Raw genomic sequence first — 25,940 nt, 5'->3', positions numbered from 1 at the left:
GGCCTTGATCTGTGCAATAGACAACGGGGCACTGCAAAGCGCTGTGCCGCTCAGGAAATTTCCCGGCGAAACGGCGGCAGCGCATTGAGGATAGCCTTGCCGTAGCGCTGGGTGACCACGCGCCGGTCAAGCAGGGTGATGGTGCCGCGGTCCTGTTCGGTACGCAGCAGGCGCCCGCAGGCCTGGATCAGGCGCAGCGAGGCATCCGGCACGGCGATCTCCATGAACGGGTTGCCGCCACGGGCCTCGATCCACTCGGCCAGGGCCGCCTCGACCGGGTCGTCCGGCACCGCGAAGGGAATCTTGGCGATGACCACGTGCTCGCAATACGCACCCGGCAGGTCGACCCCTTCGGCAAAGCTGGCCAGGCCGAACAGCACGCTGGAGTCCCCGCCGTCGACGCGCGCCTTGTGCTTGTTGAGGGTTTCCTGCTTGGACAGGTTGCCCTGGATGAACACCTGCTTGCGCCAGTCGCGGTCCAGGCCGTCGAACACGTCCTGCATCTGCTTGCGCGACGAGAACAGCACCAGCGAGCCACGCGAGCCTTCCACCAGCTCGGGCAGGTCGCGGATGATCGCGGCGGTATGCGCCGGAGCATCGCGCGGGTCGGCGCGCAGGTCCGGCACGCGCAGCACGCCCGCATCCACGTGGTGGAACGGGCTGGGCACCACCGCCGTGACGGCCAGCTTGGGCAGCCCGGCGCGCATGCGAAAGCGATCGAACTTGCCCAGCGCGGTCAGGGTGGCCGAGGTCACCAGGGCGCCATGGGCGACGTTCCACAAGTTGCGGCGCAGCATCTCGGCCGCCAGGATCGGGCTGGCGTTGACCTCGATATCGAACAGCGCACCGCTTTCGGCCAGGGTCAGCCAGCGCGCCATCGGCGGGCTGTCTTCCGGGTCTTCGGCGGTAAAGGCGGTCCACAGCTCCCAGTTGCCCTGGGCACGGGTCTGCAGGCTGCCGAACAACGGGTACCACTCCTCGGCCTGGTGGCTGGGGATGCCGATGCTGACTTCCGCGTCCATGCCTTCCTTGAGCAGGTCGGTGAGTCGGGTGAACAGGTCGGTCAGGCGCGAAAAGCCCTTTTTCAGTTCGATGCCCATCTCGCGCATGTGCTCGGGCACCACGCCGCCGACGAAGCGATAGCGCGGGCGTTCGCGGCCTTCCATGTCTTCGCCGGGGCGAAACTCCGCCACCTGCTCGCAGGCGCTGAACATGAACTGCTGCTGGGCCTTGATCTCGCGGGCCAGTTCCGGCACCTGCTCGATGTACTTGCCCAGGTCGCCCGGCAGCGGGTTCTGCGCCAGCAGCTTGGCCAGGTTCTTGGCGGTCTGCTCGAGCCAGTCGGCGGTCGAGCGCAGGCGGGTGTAATGGGCGAAATGGCCGATGGCCTTGTCCGGCAGGTGATGGCCTTCGTCGAACACGTAGATGGTGTCGCGCGGGTCGGGCAGCACGGCGCCGCCGCCCAGGGCCAGGTCGGCCAGCACCATGTCGTGGTTGGTGACGATCACGTCGACCTTGCCCATGCCCTCGCGGGCCTTGTAGAAGGTGCACTGCCCGAAGTTGGGGCAGTGGCGGCCGGTGCACTGGCTGTGGTCGGTGGTCAGGCGCGACCAGTCCTGGTCTTCCAGGGCCTGTGGCCAGCTGTCGCGGTCGCCGTCCCATTTGTTGCCGGCCAGTTTCTCGATCATGCTGGTGAACAGCTTCTGACTGGCCTCGTCCACCTCGATGCGAAAGCCCTCCTCCTCGAACAGCTGCGCGGTGGCGGTCTGGGCGTGGCCTTCCTGCAGCAGCAGGTCGAGCTTGGACAGGCACAGGTAGCGACCACGCCCCTTGGCCAGGGCGAAGCTGAAGTTCAGGCCGCTGTTGCGCATCAGGTCCGGCAGGTCCTTGAACACGATCTGTTCCTGCAGGGCCACGGTGGCGGTGGCGATCACCAGGCGCTTGCCAGCAGCCTTGGCCGCGGGAATCGAGGCCAGGCTGTAGGCCACCGTCTTGCCGGTACCGGTGCCGGCCTCGACCGCGACCACGGCGGGCTCGCCGCTGCGGCGGCCTTCGTCGTCCACGGCGATGTCGCCCAGCACCTTGGCCACTTCGGCGATCATCAGACGCTGGCCGTAGCGGGGCTTGAGGCTCTTGGCTTCGAGAAAACGCGAATAGGCGCCCTGAATCTGGGATTTGAGTTCGTTGCTGATCATGGTGTCGGGGCGCCCGGAGGGCTGGATAAATTTTCAGTGTTTCGAATGGGTCGCTATCATACCCCGCTATTGCCCCTTGCGCCGAATGGAGTTCCCGATGACCGCCTTTGCCATCCCCTACAGCCTGCATTTGCTGGCCGCCCTGATCTGGGTGGGCGGCATGTTCTTCGCCTGGCTGATCCTGCGCCCGGCCATGGTGGCCGCGCTTGACGGCCCTTCACGGCTGACGCTGTGGGTAGAAGTGTTTCAACGTTTTTTCGTGTGGGTCTGGGTGGCGGTCGCGGTGCTGGCGATCACCGGCGTTGGCATGATGCACATGCGCTTCTCGGGGTTCGAGACTGCGCCACGTTATGTGCAGGTGATGATTGGCGCAGGGATTGCGATGTTTGCGCTGTTTCTGAGAATCCAGGCGCTGCTGCTGCCAGAGTTGCGCAAGGCGGTGAAGGCGCAGGACTGGCCCGCCGGGGCCGCAGTGCTCGGGCGCATTCGGCGCCTGGTGGGGATCAATCTGCTGCTGGGTATTGCGGTGGTGCTGGTGGCATCGAGCCGGCTGCTGGTGTGAGGTGACCGCTTCGCCAGCAAGGCGGGCTCCTGCAAAGGCCACGTTTGCCTGCAGGAGCCGACCTGGCCGGCGAAGCGGCCCTGAAGATCAGAGGCGCTGAAGAATCAGCTCCCCGTCAGCCCCGGCCGCCCCCGGTTGCCCGGGCTGCCCGGGTCTTCCCGTCGCCCCTGCATCGGTGCGGTACACCAGGCAACCCTTGCTGGCCCCGCCTGCGCCCGGCTTGCCCGGCGCACCTGCCAGCCCCGGCGCACCGCCGTCGAGCCTGACCTTGATCTGCTCGGCCGGGAAGCTGGCCGGCAGTGCCAGGCGCACCCGGCCTCCGGGCGCCCCGTCATGGCCATCGCCCCCGTTGTCGCCATTGGCGCCACCGCTGGCCTGGCCCCAGGTGCAACCACCCGCCTTGCCGTTGCCACCATCGAGCCCCACATACCCCGGTGCCCCCGCGCCGCCACGGGCGTCGATGGCCAGTTCTGAAGCCTCCAGCGCCTGAATGCGCAAGCTCAGGTCACGTCCGGGCCTGGCGACCCGCTCATAGGTACCCGGCGCACCGTGGGCAGCAATCTCACTGCCCTGGCCCAACTGCGCCTGGGCCACTTCCATGCTCAGCGCATGCTCGGCCGGCACGATGGCAATGCGCGCCTGGTTGCCCAGGTGCAGCTCATCCACCTTCAATTCCACCAGGCTCGCCGGCAGCACCAGGGTGGCCGAATCCGCCACCTCCAGGCGCTGCAGGTGCACCACGCTGGCCTTGTTCGGCAGGCGCAGCACCGAGTGCGCCGCCACGCTGATCGCATCGGCCAGGGCCAACGGGCTGAACAGTGCTGCCAACAACACGACCTTACGCATGACCAGCCTCCTGGCGCGGGGCCGGTATCGATTGGATATGAAAGATGCCGACCAGCAGAATCTGCAAACGGTCGAACCAACGATGGCTGCGCTCACGCAACCGTCCGTTGAACATCAGCACCTCGAGCACGTGCAGCACCAGCAGCATGGCCCCCGCGAGGTTGATCAGCTGGTGGAACGGCTTGTCTGCCGGCATCAGCAGATTCACCAGTACCACCCACCAGAACACTACCGTCAGGGCCTTGCCCAGCCCCCACAACGCCTTCATACCCGCGCCCCTTGTTGTTGCGTTTTCTTGTTTGGCGGCCCGCTTACGCGACACAGGCACTGCACGCCACATTACCGGCTGGCACCCTCCGGATGCCAGCCCCGCTGTCGATCAATTGAGGTGCAATTCGACCCGGCGATTCTGCGCGCGGCCCGCATCGGTTTCGTTGTCGGCAATCGGCTCGCGCTCGCCACGCCCCTGGCTGGTGATTTTCTGCGGTGCCAGGCCCTGGCTGATCAGGTACTCGGCCACGCTGCTGGCACGCCGCTCGGACAACGCCTGGTTGTAGGCATCGCTGCCACGGCTGTCGGTGTGTCCGATCACCTTGATGCTGGCCACGCTCGGGTCATTGAGCTTGCCGGTCAGGGTACGCAACTGCTGCTGGGCGGCCGGGGTGAGTTCGGCCGAGTCGTAGGCGAACATCACGCTGCCCTGGTCGTTGAGGGTGATCACCTCGGGCTCAGGCGCCGGGGCCTTCTCGCTCGGCGGGTATTGGGGCAACGGGCAACCGTTGTGGCTCACCGGGGTGTTGGGCGGGGTATCGGGGCAGCGGTCGCGGCGGTCGAACACGCCATCGCCGTCTTCGTCACCGTCCTGGGCAAAGCAGATCAGGCCACCGGCGATGGCACCCAGCGCCGCGCCGCCACCGGCCCAAGCAGAGCTTTCGATGGCGCCCAGGCCGCCACCCACGGCGCCGCCCAGCAGGCTGCATAGGGGCCAGGTTCGTTGGTTCAACGGGGCGCTGCCATCGCTGTGGGTAGCGCAACCGGACAGCAGGCTGGCGACCACGAGCACGGGCAGCGCAGCCTTGGTGATTACATTCATGGGGAATGCTCCTGTGTCACCGGCCAGTACCGGTCACACAGGAGTAAAGACGCGCCCGCGACACTTCACAAGCCGCGGGGTGCAAGGGCTTCAGCGATCGATGCGAATTTCCACGCGGCGGTTCATCGCGCGTCCGTCGGCGGTGTTGTTGTCTGCCACCGGCTGGGTTTCACCGGCGCCCTGCACCGAAACGAAACTGCTGCGCGCAATGCCGCTCTCGACCAGGTAGTCGGTCACCGAATGGGCGCGGCGCTCCGAGAGTTTCTGGTTGTAGGCATCGCTACCGCGGCTGTCGGTGTGCCCGGTGACGCTCAGGCGTGCGCTCGGGGCTTCGGCCTTGAGGCGCGTGGCGATCTTGTCCAGGCGCAGTTTGTCAGCCGTGGTGAGCCTGGCCGAGTCGAACTCGAACAGCACATCGCGGATAACGATGACCTCTTCCTTGACCACCACGACTTCCTCGACCACCGCGACCGGCTCCGGCGGGCAGCCGTTGGCATCGACCTGAACGCCACGCGGGGTGCCCGGGCACTTGTCGCGGCTGTCCGGTACGCCATCACCGTCTTCGTCGCCGTCGCCATGGGCCCAGCAGTAACCGGCCGCCAGACCGCCGCCGAGCAGCGCGCCCCAGCCGGCCCAGCTGGAGCTTTCGATGGCGCCCAGGGCGGCACCGCCAACGCCCCCGACGGCGGCACACTTCGGCCAGTCGGTTTTTTGCAAACCTGCACAACCAGTCAATACGCTGGTTAGCAGAACCAGAGGCAATGCTGTGCGAACTATGCTCATTTTGTCGCGTCTCCTAGGGGGAATCGGTGCAAAACCGATGCTCTGGGAGTAAAGACCGGTGATTCCATCTGCGCCAGCAATAAGCCATGGCGCTTTGCGCGTGCCTCTATGCCTTGCGTCGCGGGCCGGCTAGTCTTGACGCATTAACGAGGAGCTTCGATGACTGACCGTTTTTCTTCGCGCACGCCCCAGCAGGCCCTCGCCGCCCTGCTGGAGCACCATGCCCCGCAACGCCTGTTGCTGGTGGGCACGTCGTTTCCGGCACTGGAGGCCTTCGCCGCCGCGCACCCGCAGGCGCAGATCGCCGTGGCCCGCCCCGGCGCGCTGCCGGCCGAGCTTGCCGCGCAGCGTTTCGACCTGGCGGTGCTGGTGGACTGCCTGGAACACCTGAGCAACCAGCAGGGCCTGCAACTGCTCGGCGGCATTCGCAACCTCAACGCCAGCCGCGTGGCGGTGCTGGTCGACCTTGCGGCCAGCGGCTGGCGCGACACCGACTTCTACGCACTGGCGCTGCAGGACAGCGAGCGTTTTCAACGTGACGAGCAGGTATTGAACCTGTTCACCTATGATCTACGTGACTACAAACAGGTACCCGACTGGCTCAACGCCAAGTTCTGGGCCAACCCGCAAAATTTTGGAAAGTACTGGTGGTGATGCAATGAGTGTCTCGGTTTGCCCGTGCGGCAGCGGTAACCTGCTCGATGCCTGCTGCGGGCATTATCATGCCGGCCACCCGGCGCCCGATGCACAGACGCTGATGCGCTCGCGCTACAGCGCCTATGTGCTGGGGCTGGTGGATTACCTGATCAAGACCACCCTGCCGGTGCAGCAGGCCGGGCTGGATCGCGCCGGCATTGCCGCCTGGAGCGCGCAAAGCACCTGGCTGGGCCTGGAGGTCGAGAGCGCCGAGGTGTTCGGCGGCCAGCCCGATCACGCGTTCGTCACCTTCACGGCGCGCTGGCACGACAACGACGGCGAGCACAGCCACCGCGAGCGCTCGGCCTTCGTGCACAACGGCGGGCACTGGTACTTCATCGACCCCACGGTGGGCCTCAAGGCCGGGCGCAACGACGCCTGCCCATGCGCCAGCGGGCAGAAGTTCAAGAAGTGCTGCGCCAGCTACATGAGCCATTAGTCATGACCACCTGCGCCCGTCGGCTGCTCATCGGCCTGCTGCTGATGAATCTGGCGGGCTGCGCCAGCTGGTGGGGCGGCAGCTACCAGGACCCCGGCGTGCACCTGGTGCGGGTCGAGACAGTAAAGGCGCGGCTGATGCAGCAGGAGTTCATCCTGCACTTTCGCATCGACAATCCCAACGACAGCACCCTGCAGGTGCGCAACCTGCATTACGCGGTGTACCTGGCCGACCTGTTGCTGGTCGAAGGCGACCACGGCCAGTGGTTTCGGGTGGACGCGCACAGTCGGCGCACCATCCAGGTACCGGTGCGTACCAACCTGTGGCGCCAGCTCAAACCCATCGCCAAGCTGCTCAAGCGCCCCGATCAGGCCATCCCCTATCGCCTGGAGGGTGAGCTGAGCACCGGATTATTCTTTGCCCACGACCTGCACTTGTTGCGCAAGGGTGAGATAATTCCCGCCGATCTCATTCCGGAGTAACCCTCGATGACCCAGCAACCCCACGTTCATGGCCCCGACTGCAATCACGATCATGACCATCACGCGCATGATCATGACCACGGCCATGTGCATGGCCCGCACTGCAACCATGCCCCTCAGGAACCTGCGCGCAATGCCCTGAAGGACGTTGGCCGCAACGACCCTTGCCCATGCGGCAACGGCAAGAAGTTCAAGAAGTGCCACGGGGCCTGATGCCTCCCCTGTGGGAGCGGGCCTGACCCGCTCCCACACACGTTGCGCCTCGACATCAAGCACAGTTCCAGCAGACGACCATCAAACGGAGCGTGACCATGATCGACCTGTATTACTGGACCACCCCCAACGGCCACAAGATCACCCTGTTTCTCGAAGAGACCGGCCTGCCCTACACCCTTCACCCGATCAACATCGGCAAGGGCGAGCAATTTGCCGAAGACTTTCTGAAAATCGCCCCCAACAACCGCATCCCGGCCATCGTCGACCATGACACCGCCGACGGCCAGCCGCTGTCGCTGTTCGAGTCCGGGGCCATCCTGCTCTACCTCGCCGAAAAAACCGGGCAGTTCATCCCCAAGGACCTGCGCGGCCGCCAGGAGGCCCTGCAATGGCTGTTCTGGCAGATGGGCGGCCTGGGCCCGATGGCCGGGCAGAACCACCACTTCAACCGCTTCGCCCCCGAGAAGATCCCCTACGCCATCAAGCGCTACGTGGACGAAACCGCGCGCCTGTACGGGGTACTGAACAAGCGCCTGGCCGACCGACCATTCGTCGCCGGCAACGACTACAGCATCGCCGACATGGCGATCTACCCGTGGATCGTTTCGCACACCTGGCAGCAGCAGAACCTGGACGACTTCCCGGCCCTCAAAGGCTGGTTCCAGCGCATCCAGGCACGCCCCGCCACACAGCGCGCCTACGCCCTGGTCGAGCAGATCAACCCGCCGCCAGCCTGAACCACGACAAGGCCGCGCGGTACTTTGAAAATAAAGCCCGCGCCCCCGCTTGCATGGCGTGATCGCGCTCACTAACGTAGCGCCTTTTAGCGCCATCCCCTGCAGGAGCCTTGCCCATGGCCTCGCCAGCCCTTTCCCCCGTTCTACCCCGGTTCGGCGTCGCCGCGACCCTGCTCGGGCTGCTCAGCCTGGGCGGTTGCCAACTGGGCAACCATCAGGACAGCGTCATCCCCACCAGCGGCGTGCAACCGCTCAAGGGGCTGGCACAGAACGTCTCGGTGCGGCGCAACGCCCTGGGCATGCCGCTGATCGAGAGCAGCAGCTTCCACGATGCGCTGTTCACCCTGGGCTATGTGCACGCGGGCGATCGCATCGGGCAGATGGTCGGCATGCGTCTGCTGGCCCAGGGGCGCCTGGCCGAGATGGCCGGCCCGGATGCGCTGGAGGTCGACCGCTTCATGCGCGCGGTCAACCTGAAAAAGAACGCCAGCGACCTCTACGCCGACGCCTCGCCGCGCCTCAAGCGCTTCTTCGAGGTGTACGCACGCGGGGTCAACGCCTACCTGTTCCGCTACCGCGACCGCCTGCCGGCCCCGCTGGCCCAGAGCGGCTACCGCCCCGAGTACTGGAAGCCTGAAGATTCGGCGCTGATCTTCAGCCTGTACAGCTTCAGCCAGTCGGTGAACCTGCAGGAAGAAATCGCCGCACTGACCCTGGCGCAGAAAGTCGGTGCCGACACACTGCCGTGGCTGCTGCCCAGCTACCCGGACGAACCGCTGGCCATGGCCGAAGCCGACAAGCTCAAGGGTTTGAACCCGGGCAGCCAGCTGCCGGGCCTGGCCACACTGAACAAGGTCAGCGAGCAACTGGCCGCGCTCAACCTGCTGGGCACCCCGGCGTCGAGCAACTGGGCCATCGCCCCGCAGCGCAGCCGCAGCGGCCGCAGCCTGCTGGCCAGCGACAGCCAGGGCGCCTGGGCCTTGAGCCCGGTGCAGGTACGTACCACCAAATACCAGGCCGCCGGCTTCAGCCTGGCCGGCCTGCCGTTCGTGCTGTCCGGCTTCAACGGCAAGCTGGCCTGGAGCAGCAGCGCGGCAATGGGCGACAACCAGGACCTGTACCTGGAAAAACTCAAGCGCGAAGGCAACCGCGTGCTCTATGAAGTCGACGGCCGCTGGCAGCCGGTGCAGGCGCGCAACGAGACCTACTTCGTCAAGGGCCAGCGCCCGCAACGCGAAACCCTGTACGAAACCCGCCACGGCGCACTGCTGACCGGCACCCAGGGCAGCCTCGGCCTGGCCCTGAAGATGCCCGAACTCAAGGGCGACAAGAGCCTTGATGCGTTCTTCGACCTGTCGCGGGCACAGAGCGTCGAACGTGCCTTCGACGCCAGCCGCGAAATCGGCGCCGCCGCGCTGAACCTGGTGTTCGCCGACGCCGCCAACGTGGGCTGGCAGGTTACCGGCCGCTACCCCAACCGCCGCGAAGGCCAGGGCCTGCTGCCCTCCCCAGGTGCCGACGGGCGCTATGACTGGGATGGCTACGCCGACGCCATGCTCCACCCCTACGACCAGGACCCGCCGCAAGGCTGGCTGGGCAATGCCAACCAGCGCAGCATTCCCAAGGGCTATGGCCTGCAACTGTCCAACAGCTGGTACTACCCCGAGCGTGCCGAACGCCTGGCGCAGCTGGCCGGCAACGGCAAGCACGACAGCCGCAGCCTGATCGCCATGCAGTACGACCAGACCACCCTGTTCGCCGCCAAGCTCAAGGCCATGTTCGAAGCACCCGGCATGGCCCAGCCGCTCAAGCAGGCCATCGACGCCCTGCCCGCCGAGCAGAAGGCCCGCGCCCGCGAGGCCTACACCCGGCTGATGGCGTTCGACGGGCGCCTGAGCCCGCAATCGGCGGATGCCGCGGTGTACGAGCTGTTCCTGCAGCAAAGCGCCCGGCAGATCTTCCTCGATGAACTGGGGCCTGAAACCAGCCCGAGCTGGCAAGCCTTCGTCGCCAATGCGCGGCTGTCGTACTCGGCCCAGGCCGATCACCTGCTGGGCCGCGACGACAGCCCGTTCTGGGATGACCGCAACAGTCCGGGCAAGCAGGACAAGCCGACGATCCTGGCCCGCAGCCTGGCCGCGGCCATCAGCGCCGGCGAAGCGCAGATGGGCACCGACCGCCGGGCCTGGCAATGGGGCAAGCTGCACCAGTACCACTGGCCCGTCAGCGCACCCTATGGCCTGGGCGACACGCTCAAGCGCGGCCCGCTGGCCACCGGCGGCGACCACACCACACTCAACGCCTCGGCCTATGCCTGGGGCCAGGACTTCAACGCCCGCCTGATGCCGTCGATGCGCATGGTGGTCGACTTCGGCCTGGCCGAGCCGCTGCAGGGGGTGAGCAGCAGCGGGCAGTCGGGCAACCCGGCCAGCGCGCATTTCGCCGACGGCCTGGATGCCTGGTTCAAGGGCAGCTACGTGACCTTCCCGATGCAGCCGCAGAACTTCGAACGCGCCTACGGCAGCAAGCGCCTGACCCTGGTGCCCGGCAAGTAACCCCTTCGGCTCGCCGTCGCCCTGGCGGCGAGCCCCCTTCTCGCCCCGCGCTGATCCATATCAAAGTGCCACCCTCGTCCATCGGCTATAACCGGGTTTGTCTGATGACCCTATAAAAACGATTGCGGATACGTGCCTACAGGACCACCTGCGGCCGCATCCAAAGGACGATTGCGATGGCTTCTCTTGTATCGCGTCTGGCCATGCTTGGCTCGACGCTGCTGTTTGCGTACCCCGCCTCTGCCAGTGAGCCGCCCCCGGCAACGGCAGTCGAACGCGGCGCCTACATTGCCCGCCTGGGCGACTGCGTGGCCTGCCACACCGCCAAGGGCGGCGAGTTGATGGCCGGCGGCCTCGAACTGACCACGCCGATGGGCACCATCTACTCCAGCAACATCACCCCCGACAAGGTCACCGGCATCGGCCGCTACACCTTCGAGCAGTTCGACCGCGCCATGCGCGAAGGGGTGAACGCGGCCGGCACCAACCTGTACCCGGCCATGCCCTACCCCTCCTACGCGAAAATGACCGAAGGCGACATGCGCGACCTGTACGCCTACCTGATGGAGGACGTGAAGCCGGTCAACCAGCCCAACCTGGAAGCGGACATGAAGTTTCCGTTCAGCCAGCGCTGGGGCCTGTCGCTGTGGAACCTGGTGTTTCTCGACAAGCAGCCCTTCGTGGCCGACCCGGCCCGCAGCGACGAGCTCAACCGCGGCGCCTACCTGGTACAGGGCCTGGGCCACTGCGGCGCCTGCCATACCCCGCGCGGCGTGGCCTTCCAGGAAAAGGCCATGGACGACGCCGGCAGCGCCGGCCAGCACTTCCTGGCAGGCGAGACCGTGGAGCACTGGCGCGCCCTGAGCCTGCGCAACCTGTGGACGGTGGACGACACCGTGCAGTTGCTCAAGACCGGGCAGAACCGCTTTGCCACGGTGTCGGGCAACATGGCCGAGGTGATCTCCCACAGTACCCAGCACTTCACCGACGCCGACCTCACCGCCATCGCGCGCTACCTCAAGTCGTTGCCGCCGGGCAAGGACGACCTGCCGATGCCGATGGTGGAACGAACCCCTGCCCCAGCGCCGGACAACCTGTTCACCACCCGCGGCGGGCTGGGCTACACGCAGTTCTGCAGCGACTGCCACCGCCCGGACGGCGCCGGCGTGGCGGGCATGTTCCCGCCACTGGCGCACAACCCCAGCGTGGCCTCGGCCAACCCGACCTCGCTGCTGCACATCACGCTGACCGGCTGGCAGACCGCCGAAACCGTCGCCCACCCGCGGGTGTACACCATGCCCGGGTTCTCGCGCCTGACCGACACCGAGATCGCCGAGATCCTCACGTTCGTGCGCAGCAGCTGGGGCAACGACGGCTCGGCGATCAGCGCAGCGCAGGTGGCCAAGTTGCGCCAGCAGCTCAAGCCCCAGGATCGCGACGCCTCGACCTTCGAGACCCCGCGCCTGGCCGACCTGCTGGCGGCCAGCAATGCCGATGAGGTGGTGCGCGGCATGCGCCTGCACCTGCAGACCCGTGACCTGCTGCCCGACAACGTCGGCAACGCGCTCAACTGCACCAGTTGCCACCTGAACGCCGGCACCGTGGCCGACGGTTCGCCGTTCGTCGGGGTATCGGCCTTCTTCCCCGGCTATGCGCCACGGGCGGGCAAGGTGATCACCCTGGAGGAGCGCATCAACGGCTGCTTCCGGCGCTCGATGAGCGGCTCGCCGCTGCCACCGCAAGGGGCCGACATGCAGGCGATGGTGGCGTACTTCGAGTGGATGAAGAACAACACCAAGCCCGAGGACAAGGTGCCAGGGCGCGGCGTAGGCAAGGTCGACCCGTCGATCAAGCCCGACCTGGACAACGGCAAGCAGGTGTATGCCCAGCAGTGCGCGGTGTGCCATGGCAACGACGGCGAAGGCCTGACCCGCGCCGACGGCACCTGGATCTTCCCGCCGCTGTGGGGCGAGCAGTCGTTCAACATCGGTGCCGGCATGGCGCGCACCTACACTGCGGCCGCCTTCGTCAAACGCAACATGCCGATCGGCATGCACGAGAAGTTCCCGCTCGGCCAGGGCGGCCTGTCCGACCAGGACGCGGTGGACGTGGCGGCCTGGTTCTCCAGCCAGCCACGCCCGGACTTCCCCGACAAGGTCAAGGACTGGCCCAACGGCGGGCGCCCGGTAGACGCGCGCTACTGAAGCAGCCCCCCTGCAGCGTAGCCGGCAGCACGCCGGCGACGCTTTCGGATCGAACTTCACCGGCCCGGCCGCGCTCCTAGGTTAAACCCCCAGCGCAGCGGCCTTGGCATGGACCTGGTGATTGCACGACCCGAAGGATTGTATTGCCCACCCGGGGATTTCTACATCGACCCGTGGCGCCCCGTTGAACGTGCGGTGATCACCCACGGCCATGGCGACCACGCCCGCAACGGCAACCGCCACTACCTCACCGCCAGCCCCGGCGCGGGCATCCTGCGCAGCCGCCTGGGCGCCGACATCAACCTGCAGACCCTCGACTACGGCCAGCGCCTGGACCACGGCGGGGTGGCCCTGAGCTTGCACCCGGCCGGCCATGTGCTGGGCTCGGCCCAGGTGCGCCTGGAGTATCGCGGCGAGGTGTGGGTGGCGTCCGGCGACTACAAGGTCGAACCCGATGGCACCTGCGCACCGTTCGAACCGGTGCGCTGCCACACCTTCATCACCGAGTCGACCTTCGGCCTGCCGATCTACCGCTGGGAGCCCCAGCAGCAGATCTTCGACCAGATCAATGCGTGGTGGCGCGAGAACATCACACTGGGCAAGGCCAGCGTGCTGTTCTGCTATTCGTTCGGCAAGGCGCAGCGCATCCTGCATGGCCTGGACCCGAGCCTGGGGCCGATCCTGGTGCATGGCGCGGTCGAGCCGCTGAACCGGGTATACCGCGAAGCGGGTGTCGCCCTGCCCGCCACGCTGCATGCCAGCGAGATGGACAAGCACGACCCACGCATGCGCCAGGCGCTGATCCTGGCCCCGCCCTCGGCGGCCGGCAGCAGCTGGATGCGCCGCTTCGGCGACTACAGCGACGCCTTCGCCAGCGGCTGGATGCGCCTGCGCGGCACCCGGCGCCGGCGCGGGGTGGACCGCGGCTTCGTGCTCTCCGACCACGCCGACTGGCCCGGCCTGCTATGGGCCATCGAACAGACCGGGGCGCAGCGGGTGATGGTGACCCACGGCTCGGTGGCCGTGCTGGTGCGCTACCTGTGCGAGCGCGGGCTGGATGCCCAGGCGTTCGTCACCGAATACGGTGACGAGGATGAAGGCGCCCCGACCGAGGCCAGCGCATGAAGGCCTTCGCCGAACTCTACGGCCAGCTCGACGCCACCACCTCGAGCAACGCCAAGCGCGATGCACTGGTGCGCTACTTCGCCAGCGCCAGCCCCGCAGACGCCGCCTGGGCGGTGTACTTCCTGGCCGGCGGGCGGCCGCGCCAGCTGGTACCCACACGGCTGCTGCGCGAGCTGGCAATCAGCCTGTCGGGTTTGCCCGACTGGTTGTTCGAGGAGAGCTACCAGGCCGTGGGCGACCTGGCCGAGACCTTTTCGCTGCTGCTGCCCGAAGCCGCCCACAGCAGCGACGCGGGCCTGGCCTACTGGGTCGAGGATTGCCTGCTGCCGCTGCGCGGACTGCCGCCCGAAACCCTGGCGCAGCGCCTGCCGCCCCTGTGGGCACAGCTCGACCGGCAGAGCCTGCTGGTGTGCCTGAAGCTGGTCACCGGCAGCTTTCGCGTCGGCGTGTCGAAGCTGCTGGTCACCCGCGCCCTGGCGCAACTGGCCGACATCGACAGCAAGCGCGTGGCTCAGCGCCTGGTGGGCTACACCGACCTGTCGTACCGCCCCACGGCCCAGGGCTACCTCAAGCTGATCGCGGCCGAGTCCGAAGACGAACATGCCCAGCGCGGCGGCCAGCCGTACCCGTTCTTTCTGGCCCATGCGCTGCAACAGCCGGTGGACCAGTTCGACGCCCTGCTCGGCCCGCCCCAGGCCTGGCAGGCGGAATGGAAGTGGGACGGCATCCGTGCGCAGGTGGTCAAACGCGAGGGCCAGTTGTGGGTGTGGTCACGCGGCGAGGAGCTGCTGACCGAGCGCTTCCCCGAACTGCAGGCGCTGGCCGCCGTGCTGCCCGATGGCTGCGTGGTGGACGGCGAGATCGTGGTGTGGCGCGACGGCGTGCAACCCTTCGCCCTGCTGCAGCAGCGCATCGGGCGCAAGACCCTGGGCAAGAAGATCCTGGCCGATGCGCCAGTGGTGCTATTGGGCTACGACCTGCTCGAATGGCAGGGCGCCGACTGGCGCAGCCGCCCGCAGGCCGAGCGCCGGGCGCAGCTGGAAGCGCTGGTGCAGACCACTGCGCACCCGGCGCTGCGCCTGTCGCCGGTGCTGCAGGGCGACACCTGGACCGAGCTTGCCGCCCAGCGCGAGGCATCGCGCAGCCTGGGGGTCGAGGGCCTGATGCTCAAGGCCCGCGACGCCCTGTACGGGGTGGGCCGCACCAAGGACATGGGGGTGTGGTGGAAGTGGAAAATCGACCCGTTCAGCGTGGACGCGGTGCTGATCTATGCCCAGCGCGGACATGGCCGGCGCGCCAGCCTGTACAGCGACTACACCTTTGCGGTGTGGGACGCCCCCGCCGGCAGCCCGCAGCGTAGCCTTGTGCCCTTTGCCAAGGCGTATTCGGGGCTCAGCGACGAAGAGATGCGCAAGGTTGATGCAATCATCCGCAAGACCACCGTGGAAACCTTCGGTCCAGTACGCAGCGTGACCCCGACGCTGGTGTTCGAACTCGGCTTCGAGGGCATCGCACTGTCCAAGCGCCACAAGAGCGGGATTGCGGTGCGCTTCCCGCGGATGCTGCGCTGGCGCCTGGACAAACCGGTGGACGAAGCAGACGACCTGGCCACGTTGCAGTCGCTGCTGGGGTAAGCGAAACGCAGCAATTGGGACTATGGTGCGGAAATTGCTGTGAGCTTGATGTCGAGCGGCCAGCGGTAACGCTGCGCAGCCACCCATCATTTGCGCTTGAAGGACCACACCATGAAAAAAGCTCTGCTGACGCTGTCTGCTCTAGCGCTGTGCCTGGCTGCGGGCAACACCCTGGCCAAGGACTACAAGGAACTGCGCTTCGGCGTCGATCCCTCCTACGCCCCTTTCGAGTCCAAGGCCGCCGACGGCAGCCTGGTGGGCTTCGACATCGACCTGGGCAACGCGATCTGCGCCGAGCTCAAGGTCAAGTGCAGGTGGGTCGAGAGCGACTTCGACGGCATGGTTCCGGGCCTCAAGGCCAACAAGTTCGACGGCGTGATCTCGTCCATGACGGTGACCCCGGCGCGGGAGAAGGTCATCGACTTCTCTGACGAGCTGTTCTCCGGGCCTACCGCACTGGTGTTCAGAAAAGGTGCAGGTATGAGCGCCGACCCGGCCTCGCTCAAGGGCAAGACCGTCGGCTACGAGCAGGGCACCATCCAGGAAGCCTATGCCAAGGCCGTGCTGGACAAGGCCGGGGTCAAGACCCAGGCCTACCAGAACCAGGACCAGGTGTATGCCGACCTGATTTCGGGACGCCTGGACGCCTCGATCCAGGACATGCTGCAGGCCGAACTGGGCTTTCTGAAATCGCCACAAGGCGCGGGCTACGAAGTGAGCCAACCGGTGGACAGCGAATTGCTGCCGTCGAAGACGGCGGTGGGCATTAAGAAAGGTAACAGCGAGCTGAAGGCCTTGCTGAACAAAGGTATCAAAGCGTTACACGATGATGGCACCTATGCCGACATCCAGAAGAAGCACTTTGGTGATCTGAACCTGTACAGCGGCAAGTAGGGCCGGCCTCTTCGCCGGCAAGTCCGGCTCCTACACGGGTTCGCGGTGCGTGCAAGAGCTGACTCACCGCGTACCCAAGGTCCCACCCGCACAGGCTCGCCCCATGCTTGACGACCTCCTGCAACACCTGGGCCTTGGCGCCTTCAGCCTCAGGGGCTTCGGCCCGCTGCTGCTGCAAGGCACCTGGATGACCCTGCAACTGTCCTTCATGTCGCTGCTGGTCAGCGTCGGCCTGGGCCTGCTCGGCGCCAGCGCCAAGCTCTCCGCGCTGCCGCTGCTACGCATCCCCGCGCAGCTCTACACCACGCTGATCCGCGGGGTGCCCGACCTGGTGCTGATGCTGTTGATCTTCTACAGCCTGCAGACCGGGCTCACCAGCCTGACCGACGCCATGGAGTGGGACTACATCGAGATCAACCCCTTCGCTGCCGGGGTCATCACCCTGGGCTTCATCTACGGTGCCTATTTCACCGAGACCTTTCGCGGCGCGATCCTCGCGGTGCCGCGCGGCCAGGTCGAAGCGGCCACCGCCTATGGCCTCAAGCGCTTTCAGCGGTTTCGCTTCGTGGTGTTCCCGCAGATGATGCGCTTCGCCCTGCCGGGCATCGGCAACAACTGGATGGTGATGCTCAAGGCCACCGCGCTGGTGTCGATCATCGGCCTGGCCGACCTGGTCAAGGCCGCCCAGGATGCCGGCAAGAGCAGCTACCAGCTGTTCTACTTTCTGGTGGTGGCGGCCTTCATCTACCTGCTGATCACCAGCGCTTCAAACGTGGCCCTGCGCTGGCTCGAACGGCGCTACAACGTCGGCACCCGGGAGGCACTGCGATGATCGAGCTGCTGCAGGAATACTGGCGCGCGTTCCTCTATACCGACGGCACCCACATCACCGGGCTGGCGATGACGATGTGGCTGCTCAGCGCCTCGCTGCTGATCGGCTTCGTGGTGTCGATCCCGCTGTCGATCGCACGGGTGTCACGGCGCCTGTGGGTGCGCTGGCCAGTGCAGTTCTACACCTACCTGTTTCGCGGCACGCCGCTGTATATCCAGCTGCTGATCTGCTACACCGGCATCTACAGCCTGGAGGTGGTGCGCGGGCAACCGCTGCTCGACAGCTTCTTTCGCGACGCCATGAACTGCACCATCCTGGCCTTTGCCCTGAACACCTGCGCCTACACCACCGAGATCTTCGCCGGCGCCATCCGCAGCATGCACCACGGTGAAGTCGAAGCGGCCAGGGCCTACGGCCTGCGCGGCTGGAAACTTTATGCTTATATCATCATGCCGTCCGCGTTGCGCCGCTCGCTGCCGTACTACAGCAATGAGGTGATCCTGATGCTGCACTCGACCACCGTGGCCTTCACCGCCACCGTGCCGGACATCCTCAAGGTCGCCCGCGACGCCAACTCGGCCACCTTTCTGACCTTTCAGTCGTTCGGTACGGCCGCCATCATCTACCTGTGCGTGACGTTCGCACTGGTGGGCCTGTTCCGCCTGGCCGAACGACGCTGGCTGGCCTTCCTCGGCCCCGCACACTAGGACCGTTCATGCACCACAAGACCCACGACATCCTGGCCCCGGTGCCGGGGATTTGCCGCCAGATCCACAGCTTCCACTTCGGCCCGCGCGGTGCCGGCAAGGTCTATATCCAGGCTTCGCTGCATGCCGACGAGCTGCCCGGCATGCTGGTGGCCTGGCACCTCAAGCAACGCCTGGGCGAATTGCAGAGCCAGGGCCGCCTGCGCCACGAGATCGTGCTGGTGCCCATCGCCAACCCGGTGGGCCTGGAACAGGTGCTGATGGACGTGCCCCTGGGGCGTTTCGAGCTGCAGAGCGGCGAGAACTTCAACCGCCACTTCGTCGACCTGAGCGACACCATCGGTGACCAGATCGAGGCGCACCTGACCCAGGACCCGCGGCACAACGTCGAGCTGATTCGCGAGTGCATGCGCCGGGCGCTGGACGCGCAGCCCGCCGCCACCCCGCTGCAATCCCAGCGCCTGGTACTGCAACGCCTGGCCTGCGATGCCGACATGGTGCTGGACCTGCACTGCGACTTCGAGGCCGTCGCACACCTGTACACCACCCCGGAAGCCTGGCCCCGGGTCGAGGCGCTGTCGCGCTACCTCGGGGCCCAGGCCAGCCTGCTGGCCACCGATTCGGGCGGGCAGTCGTTCGATGAGTGTTTCACCCTGGTGTGGTGGCAGCTGCAGCAACGCTTTGCCAAGCAGTTCCCCATCCCCCAGGGCAGCTTTTCGGTGACGGTGGAGCTGCGCGGTCAGGGCGATGTGAGCCACCCGCTGGCCAGCACCGACTGCGAGGCGATCCTGAACTACCTGACCCGTTTCGGTGCCATCGAAGGCGAGGCAGCCCCCTTGCCGCCCCTGCCCTACCCGGCCACACCGCTGGCGGCGGTCGAACCGGTGGCCACGCCGCTGGGCGGCCTGCTGGTGTTTCATGTCACCCCGGGCCAGCCGGTGCAGGCCGGGCAACTGATCGCCGAGGTGATCGACCCGCTCAGCGACCGCGTGACCCCGGTATACAACCAGCAGGCCGGGCTGCTGTATGCCCGCTCGCTGCGACGCATGGCCACCGCTGGCATGGTGATTGCGCATGTGGCGGGCAACCAGCCGTACCGCAGCGGCTACCTGTTATCGCCATGAGGGGCCGTGCATGTACAAACTGACCATCGAAGGCCTGCACAAGCGCTACGGCGAGCACCATGTGCTCAAGGGCGTTTCACTGCAGGCCAGCACCGGCGACGTGATCAGCCTGATCGGCGCCAGTGGCTCGGGCAAGAGCACCTTTCTGCGCTGCATCAATTTTCTCGAACAGCCCGACGAGGGCAGCATGACCCTGGACGGCCAGCCGGTGCGCATGGTGCACGACCGCCACGGCCTGCGCGTGGCCGATGCCGACGAGCTGCAGCGTATCCGCACGCGCCTGGCCATGGTGTTCCAGCATTTCAACCTGTGGAGCCACCTGAGCGTGCTGGAGAACATCAGCATGGCGCCGCGCCGGGTGCTGGGGGTAAGCCGGCACGAGGCCGAGGAACGGGCACGTGCCTACCTGGACAAGGTAGGCCTGGCGCCCCGGGTGGCAGACCAGTACCCGGCGTTCCTGTCCGGTGGCCAGCAGCAGCGGGTGGCGATCGCGCGGGCGCTGGCAATGGAGCCGGAGGTGATGCTGTTCGACGAGCCGACTTCGGCGCTGGACCCGGAGCTGGTGGGGGAAGTGCTGCGGGTGATCCAGGGGCTGGCCGAGGAAGGCCGCACCATGATCATGGTGACCCACGAAATGAGCTTTGCACGGCAGGTATCGAGCCAGGTGCTGTTCCTGCATCAGGGGCTGGTGGAGGAACAGGGCGCACCGGCCGATGTGCTGGGCAACCCCAGGAGCGAGCGGCTGCGCCAGTTCCTGAGTGGCAACCTCAAATAACCCGACGATTGTCACCCGCTAAAACTAATGCCGGGCATTGATGGTCTGTGAAGACACACCCACTGCCCACAAGCGGCCCCGGCATGCGTAAACCGTCCGACCTTGCTGGCCCCTGGTTTGCCACCCGTGGCTGGAAGCCCTTCGCCTTTCAGAAGCGCGTGTGGGCCGCCGTCGCCCGCGGCGAATCCGGGTTGCTGCATGCCAGCACCGGCGCCGGCAAAACCTACGCCCTGTGGCTGGCCGCGCTGCAACACCTCCATGCCCAGGACACGCCACGCGCCAAGCACCCGGCACCGCTGCAAGTGCTGTGGATCACCCCCATGCGCGCCCTGGCCGCCGATACCGCGCGGGCCTTGCAGGCGCCACTGGACGCGTTGCAGATTCACTGGAGCCTGGGCGTGCGCAGCGGCGACACCTCCAGCGCCGAGCGTGCCCGCCAGAGCCGGCGCCTGCCCAGTGCCCTGATCACCACCCCCGAAAGCCTGACCCTGCTGCTGACCCGCGATGCGGCGCAGAGCGAGTTCGCCAGCCTGCGCCTGGTGGTGGTGGACGAATGGCACGAGCTGCTCGGCAACAAGCGCGGTGTACAACTGCAACTGGCCCTGGCGCGCCTGCGCCGCTGGCACCCGGGCCTGATCGTATGGGGCATCTCGGCCACCCTGGGCAACCTGGAGCATGCCCGCGACGTGCTGCTGCCCGAGGGCGGTTGCCTGGTGCAAGGCCGCCAGGACAAGCGCATCGAGGTCGATACCCTGCTGCCCGAAGCCATCGAGCGCTTCCCCTGGGCCGGGCACATGGGGCTCAAGATGCTCGCGCAGGTGCGCGATGAGGTGGCGCGCAGCAGCAGTTGCCTGGTGTTCACCAACACCCGCGCCCAGGCCGAGCTGTGGTATCAGGCGCTGCTGGAGGCGCGCCCCGACTGGGCCGGCATCATTGCCCTGCATCACGCCTCGCTGGCCCGCGAAACCCGCAACTGGGTCGAGCAGAGCCTGAAACAGGGCCAGCTCAAGGCAGTGGTATGTACCTCAAGCCTCGACCTGGGGGTGGATTTTCTGCCCGTCGAACGGGTGTTGCAGATCGGCTCGGCCAAGGGCGTGGCGCGTCTGATGCAGCGCGCCGGACGCTCGGGGCACGCGCCGGGCCGCCCTTCGCGGGTGACCCTGGTACCGACCCACAGCCTGGAGCTGGTGGAGGCCGCCGCCGCCCGCGAGGCCGTGGCAGCACGCCAGATAGAGGCAAGGCGCTCTCCGGCGCTGTGCATGGATGTGCTGGTGCAGCACCTGGTGAGCATGGCCCTGGGGGCCGGGTTTCGCCCCGCGCAACTGCTCGAGGAAGTGCGCAGCACCTGGGCCTATCGGCACCTGCGCGACGAACAGTGGCAATGGGCGCTGGAATTCGTGCGCAACGGCGGTGCCTCGCTGGGCGCCTACCCTGACTATCACCGGGTCATCGAAGCGCCGGACGGGGTATGGCGGGTGGCCAACGCGCGCCTGGCGCGCCGCCACCGCATGGGCATCGGCACCATCGTCAGCGATGCGAGCATCCAGCTGAAGTTCTGGAGCAAGGGAGGCGGCGGGCGCAACCTGGGCAGTGTCGAGGAAGCCTTCGTTGCCCGCCTGCGCCCGGGCGATGCCTTCCTGTTCGCCGGGCGCACGCTGGAGCTGGTGCGCATCGACAACATGACCGCCTATGTGCGTCGCAGCACCGCACGCAAACCTGCCGTACCACGCTGGAACGGCGGGCGCATGCCGCTTTCCAGCGAGCTGGCCAGGGCCGTGGTCGAGCAGCTCGACAGCGCCGCGCACGGTCGCTACCACGGGCCGGCCATGCAGGCGGTCAAGCCATTGCTGGAGCTGCAGCGGCGCTGGTCGGTGATCCCCACCCACGACATGCTGCTGGCCGAGACCTGGACCTCGCGTCAGGGCTGCCATCTGTTTCTCTATCCATTTGCCGGGCGCACCACCCACCTTGGGCTGGCCAGCCTGCTGGCGTGGCGCTACAGCCGCAGCCAGCCGGCGAGTTTCTCGATTGCGGTGAACGACTATGGCCTGGAACTGCTGTGCCCTGGCGAAGTGCCGTGGGCGGCCATGCTGCCGGACCTGCTGAGCCCCGATGGACTGCTCGAGGACGTGCTGGCCAGCCTGAATGCCGGCGAAATGGCCATGCGCCGTTTTCGCGAAATCGCGCAGATCTCCGGGCTGGTGTTCGGCGGCTATCCCGGCTCGCACAAGAGCACCCGGCAGATCCAGGCGTCCAGCGGCCTGTTCTTCGAGGTGTTCCGCCAGCACGACGCGGGCAACCTGCTGCTGGGCCAGGCCCGTGACGAGGTGCTGAACGCAGAGCTGGAGATCGACCGCCTGGCGCAGGTACTGAGCCGGCTGGGCGGTTTGCGCCTGCATCTGCAGCCGCTTGCGCGCCCGGGTCCGCTGGCCTTTCCGCTGCTGGTGGAAGGCATGCGCGAAACCCTGAGCACGGAAAAGCTCGCCGACCGCATCGCCCGCATGGTCGCCGACCTGGAAAAGGCCGCGAGCCGGGAGCGCTGAATGAGTCACTGCCTGAACATCGACGTACACGGCGAGCAGCTCTGGCTGCTGGGGGACAAGGCGCTGTACTGGCCGGCGCGCAGGGTGATGCTGGTTGCCGATGTGCATATCGGCAAGGCGGCGGCATTTCGCGCCCAGCACCTGCCCGTGCCCCGCGGCACCACGCAATCGACCCTGCAACGCCTGGACCGGCTGCTGACCAGCTACCCATGCGAAGAGCTGATCGTGCTGGGCGACTTTCTGCACGCACGCACCGGTCGCGCCGCGGCCACGCTGGAACGCGTGCGGCAATGGCGGGAACGGCACGCCCGGCTGAAGATCACGCTGATACGCGGCAACCACGACCTGCATGCCGGCGACCCGCCCGAGGGGCTGCGCATCGATGTGCTGGACGGCCCGCTGCTGCTGGGGCCGTTCGCCTTGCAGCACGAGCCCGAGCCCCATCCCACGCACCTGGTGCTGGCCGGCCACGTACACCCGGTGTATGTGCTGCGGGGGCGCGCGCGGCAACGACTGCGCCTGCCCTGCTTCGTGATCGGCGAACGGCTCGGCCTGCTGCCGGCCTTCGGGGACTTCACCGGCGGCTGGGCAGTGCAGCCTCAGCCGGGTGAGCGCGTGTACCTGACGGCAGACGCGCAGGTATGGCCGGTCAAGCCCTAGGCTCAGGCAACCGGTGCCGGTGGCGGTTCATCAGGGAGTGTGGGTTCACCCGGTTCCATCGGCGGGTTATCGCCTGGCTGCGCCGGCGACGGGGTGTCCGGGCCAGGCTGGCCGGGGACGCCACCGGCCTGCATCAGTGGCGGCTGCGCAAGCAATGACCAGGCCACCAGCCCGATCTGATTGGGCTGCAGCACGGCAAGTTTGGCGCTGATTGAGGGGTCGAGTTTCATAGGCGGCTCCTGAGCGAAGTCCGACACGCCTCCTGGCGTGCCGGGACGGTTCATCTGCTTGGAGTGCCTTGCCGGCGAGTAATTCCCTCGCTTCGTCGGCTCAGGTGCGCGGCAGGGTCACACCGCGCTGGCCCTGGTACTTGCCGCCGCGGTCCTTATAGGACACTTCGCACTCTTCGTCGGACTCCAGGAACAGCATCTGCGCCACGCCTTCGTTGGCGTAGATCTTGGCCGGCAGGGTGGTGGTGTTGGAGAACTCCAGGGTCACGTGGCCTTCCCACTCCGGCTCGAGCGGGGTGACGTTGACGATGATGCCGCAACGGGCATAGGTGCTCTTGCCCAGGCAGATGGTCAGCACGTTGCGCGGGATGCGGAAGTACTCGACGGTGCGCGCCAGGGCGAAGGAGTTGGGCGGGATGATGCACACGTCGCTCTTGACGTCGACGAAGCTGCCGGCGTCGAAGTTTTTCGGATCGACGGTGGCCGAATTGATGTTGGTGAACACCTTGAACTCGTCGGCGCAGCGCACGTCGTAGCCGTAGCTGGAAACGCCGAAGGAGATCAGCCGGTTGTCGCTTTCGCCGCGTACCTGACGCTCGACGAAGGGCTCGATCATGCCGTGTTCCTGCGCCATGCGGCGAATCCACTTGTCCGATTTGATGCTCATGGCGGGTGTCCTGAAATAGCGTGGTGAAGAAATTCTGTGGGGCATCTTACCGGGCCCGGCGCCGGGTTCAAAGTTCCGTGCGGTGTTGGCGGCAAGATCCGCGTCATACGGGGCCTGCGCGGGGTATCGCGGCGCCGTCAGTCTTGAATTGCACGAAAGCTGAACAAGACCATTGGCACGTTCTGGAAAAAGGGTTATGGTGACGCCACTGTGCTGCACGTGTCACTGAGAATCTCTACCTGATGCAAGATCTCGATCAACCCATCTTCATGAATTTTCTGCCTCTTTGCACTCAGTCTCGGCCAGGGCGTTTCCTGAGCCGTAATTAACTTTGTCCAAGGAGACAGACCATGTCCAATCGCCAAACCGGTACCGTTAAGTGGTTCAACGATGAAAAAGGCTTCGGCTTCATCACCCCACAATCCGGTGACGACCTGTTCGTACACTTCAAAGCCATTCAAGCTGACGGCTTCAAAAGCCTGAAAGAAGGCCAGCAGGTCTCTTTCGTCGCTACCCGCGGCCAGAAAGGCATGCAAGCTGAAGAAGTACAAGTTATCTAACTTGCGCTTCACTGCTTGAAAAAAGCCCTGCCCTCACCGGCGGGGCTTTTTTTTGCCTTGCCGGTGGGGCTGCCCGTAGGAGCCGGCGTTGCCGGCGAAGGCAACACCGCAGTACCTGCCTGGTGATGCAGTGGGCCCTTCGCCGGCAACGCCGGCTCCTACACAGGCGAGGGTGTCGACTCAGTCTTCGCTGATGGTGATATTGGGCATCGCCGGTGCCGCCGCTTCCTGCAGCACGATGCGCGCGCCCACCTGCCGTGCCAGTTCCTGGTACACCATGGCAATCTGGCTCTCAGGCTCGGCAATCGCAGTCGGCTTGCCGCTGTCGGCCTGCTCGCGAATCAGCATCGACAGGGGCAGCGAAGCCAGCAGCTCCACACCGTACTGCGCCGCCAGCTTCTCGCCACCACCTTCACCGAACAGGTGCTCGGCATGCCCGCAGTTCGAGCAGATATGCACGGCCATGTTCTCGACCACGCCCAGCACCGGGATATTCACCTTGCGGAACATCTCCACACCCTTTTTCGCGTCCAGCAGCGCAAGGTCCTGCGGCGTGGTCACGATCACCGAACCGGCCACCGGCACCTTCTGCGCCAGGGTCAGCTGGATGTCGCCGGTGCCCGGCGGCATGTCGATCACCAGGTAGTCGAGGTTGTCCCAGGCGGTCTGGGTCACCAGTTGCAGCAACGCACCGGAGACCATCGGGCCACGCCATACCATCGGCGTGTTGTCGTCGGTAAGAAACGCCATCGACATGACTTCCACGCCATGCGCACGCAACGGCACGAACCACTTCTGGTCGCGGATCTGCGGCCGGGTCCCTTCGGCGATACCGAACATCACGCCCTGGCTGGGGCCATAGATGTCGGCATCCAGGATACCCACCCGCGCCCCTTCACGGGCCAGGGCCAGGGCCAGGTTGGCGGCGGTGGTGGACTTGCCCACACCGCCCTTGCCCGAGGCCACGGCCACGATGTTCTTGACGTTGGCCAGGCCCGGAATCTGCGCCTGGGCCTTGTGCGCGGCGATCACACAGGTGATCTCGACCTGCGCCGAGGCCACGCCCTCGATCCCCTCGACGGCGGTCTGCAGCACCTGGGCCCAGCCGTTCTTGAACAGGCCGGCGGCATAGCCCAGCTCCAGGGCCACGCTGACCCGGTCGCCCTGGATATCGATGCTGCGCACACACCCGGCGCTGACCGGGTCCTGGTTCAGGTAAGGGTCGGTGTATTGGCGAAGGACGGTTTCAACCGCTGCGCGAGTGACGGCGCTCATGGAGACTCCCGATAAAAGACTGAATGAAACAGGTCGCTATGCTAACCCGTGAAACAACGGCAGATACGTCCATGGGGTGAAATATATTTCCCATCGTTTTATAGTG

General features: G+C 66.4%; 26 protein-coding genes. 18 read left to right on the top strand and 8 right to left on the bottom strand.

Annotation, left to right across the window (positions count from 1 at the left end):
• Positions 1 to 50: 50 nt before the first annotated feature.
• Positions 51 to 2,195, bottom strand: coding sequence for an ATP-dependent DNA helicase DinG (gene dinG, locus ACPRTJ_RS16580; RefSeq protein WP_043862624.1), 2,145 nt, complete (start codon positions 2,193 to 2,195; stop codon positions 51 to 53).
• A 97-nt stretch (positions 2,196 to 2,292) separates the two neighbouring features.
• On the opposite strand from dinG, the gene ACPRTJ_RS16575 reads away from it, so the two are divergent.
• Positions 2,293 to 2,757, top strand: coding sequence for a CopD family protein (locus ACPRTJ_RS16575; RefSeq protein WP_043862625.1), 465 nt, complete (start codon positions 2,293 to 2,295; stop codon positions 2,755 to 2,757).
• 87 nt (positions 2,758 to 2,844) lie between these two features.
• On the opposite strand, the gene ACPRTJ_RS16570 is transcribed toward ACPRTJ_RS16575, so the two are convergent.
• From ACPRTJ_RS16570 to ACPRTJ_RS16555, 4 genes are all read right to left on the bottom strand, one after another.
• The gene (locus tag ACPRTJ_RS16570) at positions 2,845 to 3,603 is read right to left on the bottom strand and encodes a collagen-like protein (protein WP_426427125.1); all 759 of its coding nucleotides are present in this window, start codon (positions 3,601 to 3,603) and stop codon (positions 2,845 to 2,847) included.
• On the bottom strand, positions 3,596 to 3,871 hold the full coding sequence (locus tag ACPRTJ_RS16565; protein WP_043862627.1) for a DUF1145 domain-containing protein: 276 nt from the start codon (positions 3,869 to 3,871) through the stop codon (positions 3,596 to 3,598). Before ACPRTJ_RS16565 ends, ACPRTJ_RS16570 begins: the two co-directional genes overlap by 8 nt.
• A gap of 111 nt (positions 3,872 to 3,982) precedes the next feature.
• Positions 3,983 to 4,696, bottom strand: coding sequence for an OmpA family protein (locus ACPRTJ_RS16560; RefSeq protein ID WP_054914734.1), 714 nt, complete (start codon positions 4,694 to 4,696; stop codon positions 3,983 to 3,985).
• 90 nt (positions 4,697 to 4,786) lie between these two features.
• A complete protein-coding gene (locus tag ACPRTJ_RS16555) occupies positions 4,787 to 5,479 on the bottom strand; it encodes an OmpA family protein (RefSeq protein WP_043862629.1) in 693 nt (230 codons plus the stop codon).
• Positions 5,480 to 5,638: 159 nt separating this feature from the next.
• Between ACPRTJ_RS16555 and ACPRTJ_RS16550 the strand changes: the two genes are divergently transcribed.
• The 16 genes from ACPRTJ_RS16550 (at position 5,639) to pdeM (ending at position 23,102) form a co-directional block, all read left to right on the top strand.
• Positions 5,639 to 6,133, top strand: coding sequence for a DUF6231 family protein (locus tag ACPRTJ_RS16550; protein ID WP_043862630.1), 495 nt, complete (start codon positions 5,639 to 5,641; stop codon positions 6,131 to 6,133).
• Positions 6,134 to 6,137: 4 nt separating this feature from the next.
• Positions 6,138 to 6,614, top strand: coding sequence for a YchJ family protein (locus tag ACPRTJ_RS16545; protein ID WP_043862631.1), 477 nt, complete (start codon positions 6,138 to 6,140; stop codon positions 6,612 to 6,614).
• 2 nt (positions 6,615 to 6,616) lie between these two features.
• Positions 6,617 to 7,096 carry an LEA type 2 family protein gene (locus tag ACPRTJ_RS16540; RefSeq protein WP_043862632.1) on the top strand — a complete coding sequence of 160 codons (480 nt, stop codon included), beginning with the start codon at positions 6,617 to 6,619 and terminating at the stop codon, positions 7,094 to 7,096.
• Positions 7,097 to 7,102: 6 nt separating this feature from the next.
• On the top strand, positions 7,103 to 7,309 hold the full coding sequence (locus ACPRTJ_RS16535) for an SEC-C metal-binding domain-containing protein (protein ID WP_078480560.1): 207 nt from the start codon (positions 7,103 to 7,105) through the stop codon (positions 7,307 to 7,309).
• A gap of 98 nt (positions 7,310 to 7,407) precedes the next feature.
• A complete protein-coding gene (locus tag ACPRTJ_RS16530) occupies positions 7,408 to 8,049 on the top strand; it encodes a glutathione binding-like protein (RefSeq protein WP_043862633.1) in 642 nt (213 codons plus the stop codon).
• 116 nt (positions 8,050 to 8,165) lie between these two features.
• Complete coding sequence (locus tag ACPRTJ_RS16525; RefSeq protein WP_253086737.1) at positions 8,166 to 10,604, top strand: penicillin acylase family protein; 2,439 nt, start codon at positions 8,166 to 8,168, stop codon at positions 10,602 to 10,604.
• Between the two features lie 176 nt (positions 10,605 to 10,780).
• Positions 10,781 to 12,808, top strand: coding sequence for a c-type cytochrome (locus tag ACPRTJ_RS16520; protein ID WP_253086738.1), 2,028 nt, complete (start codon positions 10,781 to 10,783; stop codon positions 12,806 to 12,808).
• Between the two features lie 108 nt (positions 12,809 to 12,916).
• Positions 12,917 to 13,933 carry a ligase-associated DNA damage response exonuclease gene (locus ACPRTJ_RS16515; protein ID WP_078480563.1) on the top strand — a complete coding sequence of 339 codons (1,017 nt, stop codon included), beginning with the start codon at positions 12,917 to 12,919 and terminating at the stop codon, positions 13,931 to 13,933.
• Entirely contained in the window at positions 13,930 to 15,567 is a 1,638-nt protein-coding gene (locus ACPRTJ_RS16510; RefSeq protein WP_426427124.1) for an ATP-dependent DNA ligase, read from the top strand. The genes ACPRTJ_RS16515 and ACPRTJ_RS16510 overlap by 4 nt, the downstream gene beginning before the upstream one ends.
• 111 nt (positions 15,568 to 15,678) lie before the next feature.
• Positions 15,679 to 16,461: a transporter substrate-binding domain-containing protein gene (locus ACPRTJ_RS16505; RefSeq protein WP_253086740.1), complete on the top strand. Its 783-nt coding sequence runs from the start codon at positions 15,679 to 15,681 to the stop codon at positions 16,459 to 16,461.
• A gap of 103 nt (positions 16,462 to 16,564) precedes the next feature.
• Entirely contained in the window at positions 16,565 to 17,293 is a 729-nt protein-coding gene (locus ACPRTJ_RS16500) for an ABC transporter permease (protein WP_043861954.1), read from the top strand.
• Positions 17,290 to 18,000, top strand: coding sequence for an ABC transporter permease (locus tag ACPRTJ_RS16495; RefSeq protein WP_043861955.1), 711 nt, complete (start codon positions 17,290 to 17,292; stop codon positions 17,998 to 18,000). The genes ACPRTJ_RS16500 and ACPRTJ_RS16495 overlap by 4 nt, the downstream gene beginning before the upstream one ends.
• Positions 18,001 to 18,008: 8 nt before the next feature.
• Positions 18,009 to 19,124, top strand: a complete 1,116-nt coding sequence (locus ACPRTJ_RS16490; RefSeq protein ID WP_054914742.1) for a succinylglutamate desuccinylase/aspartoacylase family protein — start codon at positions 18,009 to 18,011, stop codon at positions 19,122 to 19,124.
• 10 nt (positions 19,125 to 19,134) lie between these two features.
• Positions 19,135 to 19,899 carry an ABC transporter ATP-binding protein gene (locus tag ACPRTJ_RS16485; RefSeq protein WP_054914743.1) on the top strand — a complete coding sequence of 255 codons (765 nt, stop codon included), beginning with the start codon at positions 19,135 to 19,137 and terminating at the stop codon, positions 19,897 to 19,899.
• Positions 19,900 to 19,982: 83 nt separating this feature from the next.
• Positions 19,983 to 22,442 (top strand): ligase-associated DNA damage response DEXH box helicase, encoded by a 2,460-nt coding sequence (locus tag ACPRTJ_RS16480; protein ID WP_426427123.1) that lies wholly within the window; start codon positions 19,983 to 19,985, stop codon positions 22,440 to 22,442.
• On the top strand, positions 22,443 to 23,102 hold the full coding sequence (pdeM, locus tag ACPRTJ_RS16475) for a ligase-associated DNA damage response endonuclease PdeM (protein WP_258659807.1): 660 nt from the start codon (positions 22,443 to 22,445) through the stop codon (positions 23,100 to 23,102).
• 2 nt (positions 23,103 to 23,104) lie between these two features.
• Here the strand turns inward: pdeM and ACPRTJ_RS16470 are convergent, their stop codons facing one another.
• Both ACPRTJ_RS16470 and dcd read right to left on the bottom strand, forming a co-directional pair.
• The gene (locus tag ACPRTJ_RS16470) at positions 23,105 to 23,332 is read right to left on the bottom strand and encodes a hypothetical protein (protein WP_043861959.1); all 228 of its coding nucleotides are present in this window, start codon (positions 23,330 to 23,332) and stop codon (positions 23,105 to 23,107) included.
• A 100-nt stretch (positions 23,333 to 23,432) separates the two neighbouring features.
• Positions 23,433 to 23,999: a dCTP deaminase gene (dcd, locus tag ACPRTJ_RS16465; RefSeq protein WP_028943496.1), complete on the bottom strand. Its 567-nt coding sequence runs from the start codon at positions 23,997 to 23,999 to the stop codon at positions 23,433 to 23,435.
• A gap of 350 nt (positions 24,000 to 24,349) precedes the next feature.
• On the opposite strand from dcd, the gene ACPRTJ_RS16460 reads away from it, so the two are divergent.
• Complete coding sequence (locus tag ACPRTJ_RS16460; protein ID WP_008365925.1) at positions 24,350 to 24,559, top strand: cold-shock protein; 210 nt, start codon at positions 24,350 to 24,352, stop codon at positions 24,557 to 24,559.
• 180 nt (positions 24,560 to 24,739) lie between these two features.
• Here the strand turns inward: ACPRTJ_RS16460 and apbC are convergent, their stop codons facing one another.
• Positions 24,740 to 25,834 carry an iron-sulfur cluster carrier protein ApbC gene (apbC, locus tag ACPRTJ_RS16455; protein WP_058540969.1) on the bottom strand — a complete coding sequence of 365 codons (1,095 nt, stop codon included), beginning with the start codon at positions 25,832 to 25,834 and terminating at the stop codon, positions 24,740 to 24,742.
• Between the last annotated feature and the right edge of the window lie 106 nt (positions 25,835 to 25,940).

Source organism: Pseudomonas palmensis (assembly GCF_049942755.1).
Lineage (GTDB): Bacteria > Pseudomonadota > Gammaproteobacteria > Pseudomonadales > Pseudomonadaceae > Aquipseudomonas > Aquipseudomonas palmensis.
Note: the sequence above shows the minus strand (reverse complement) of the source record. Positions and strands in the feature narration are given on the sequence as shown.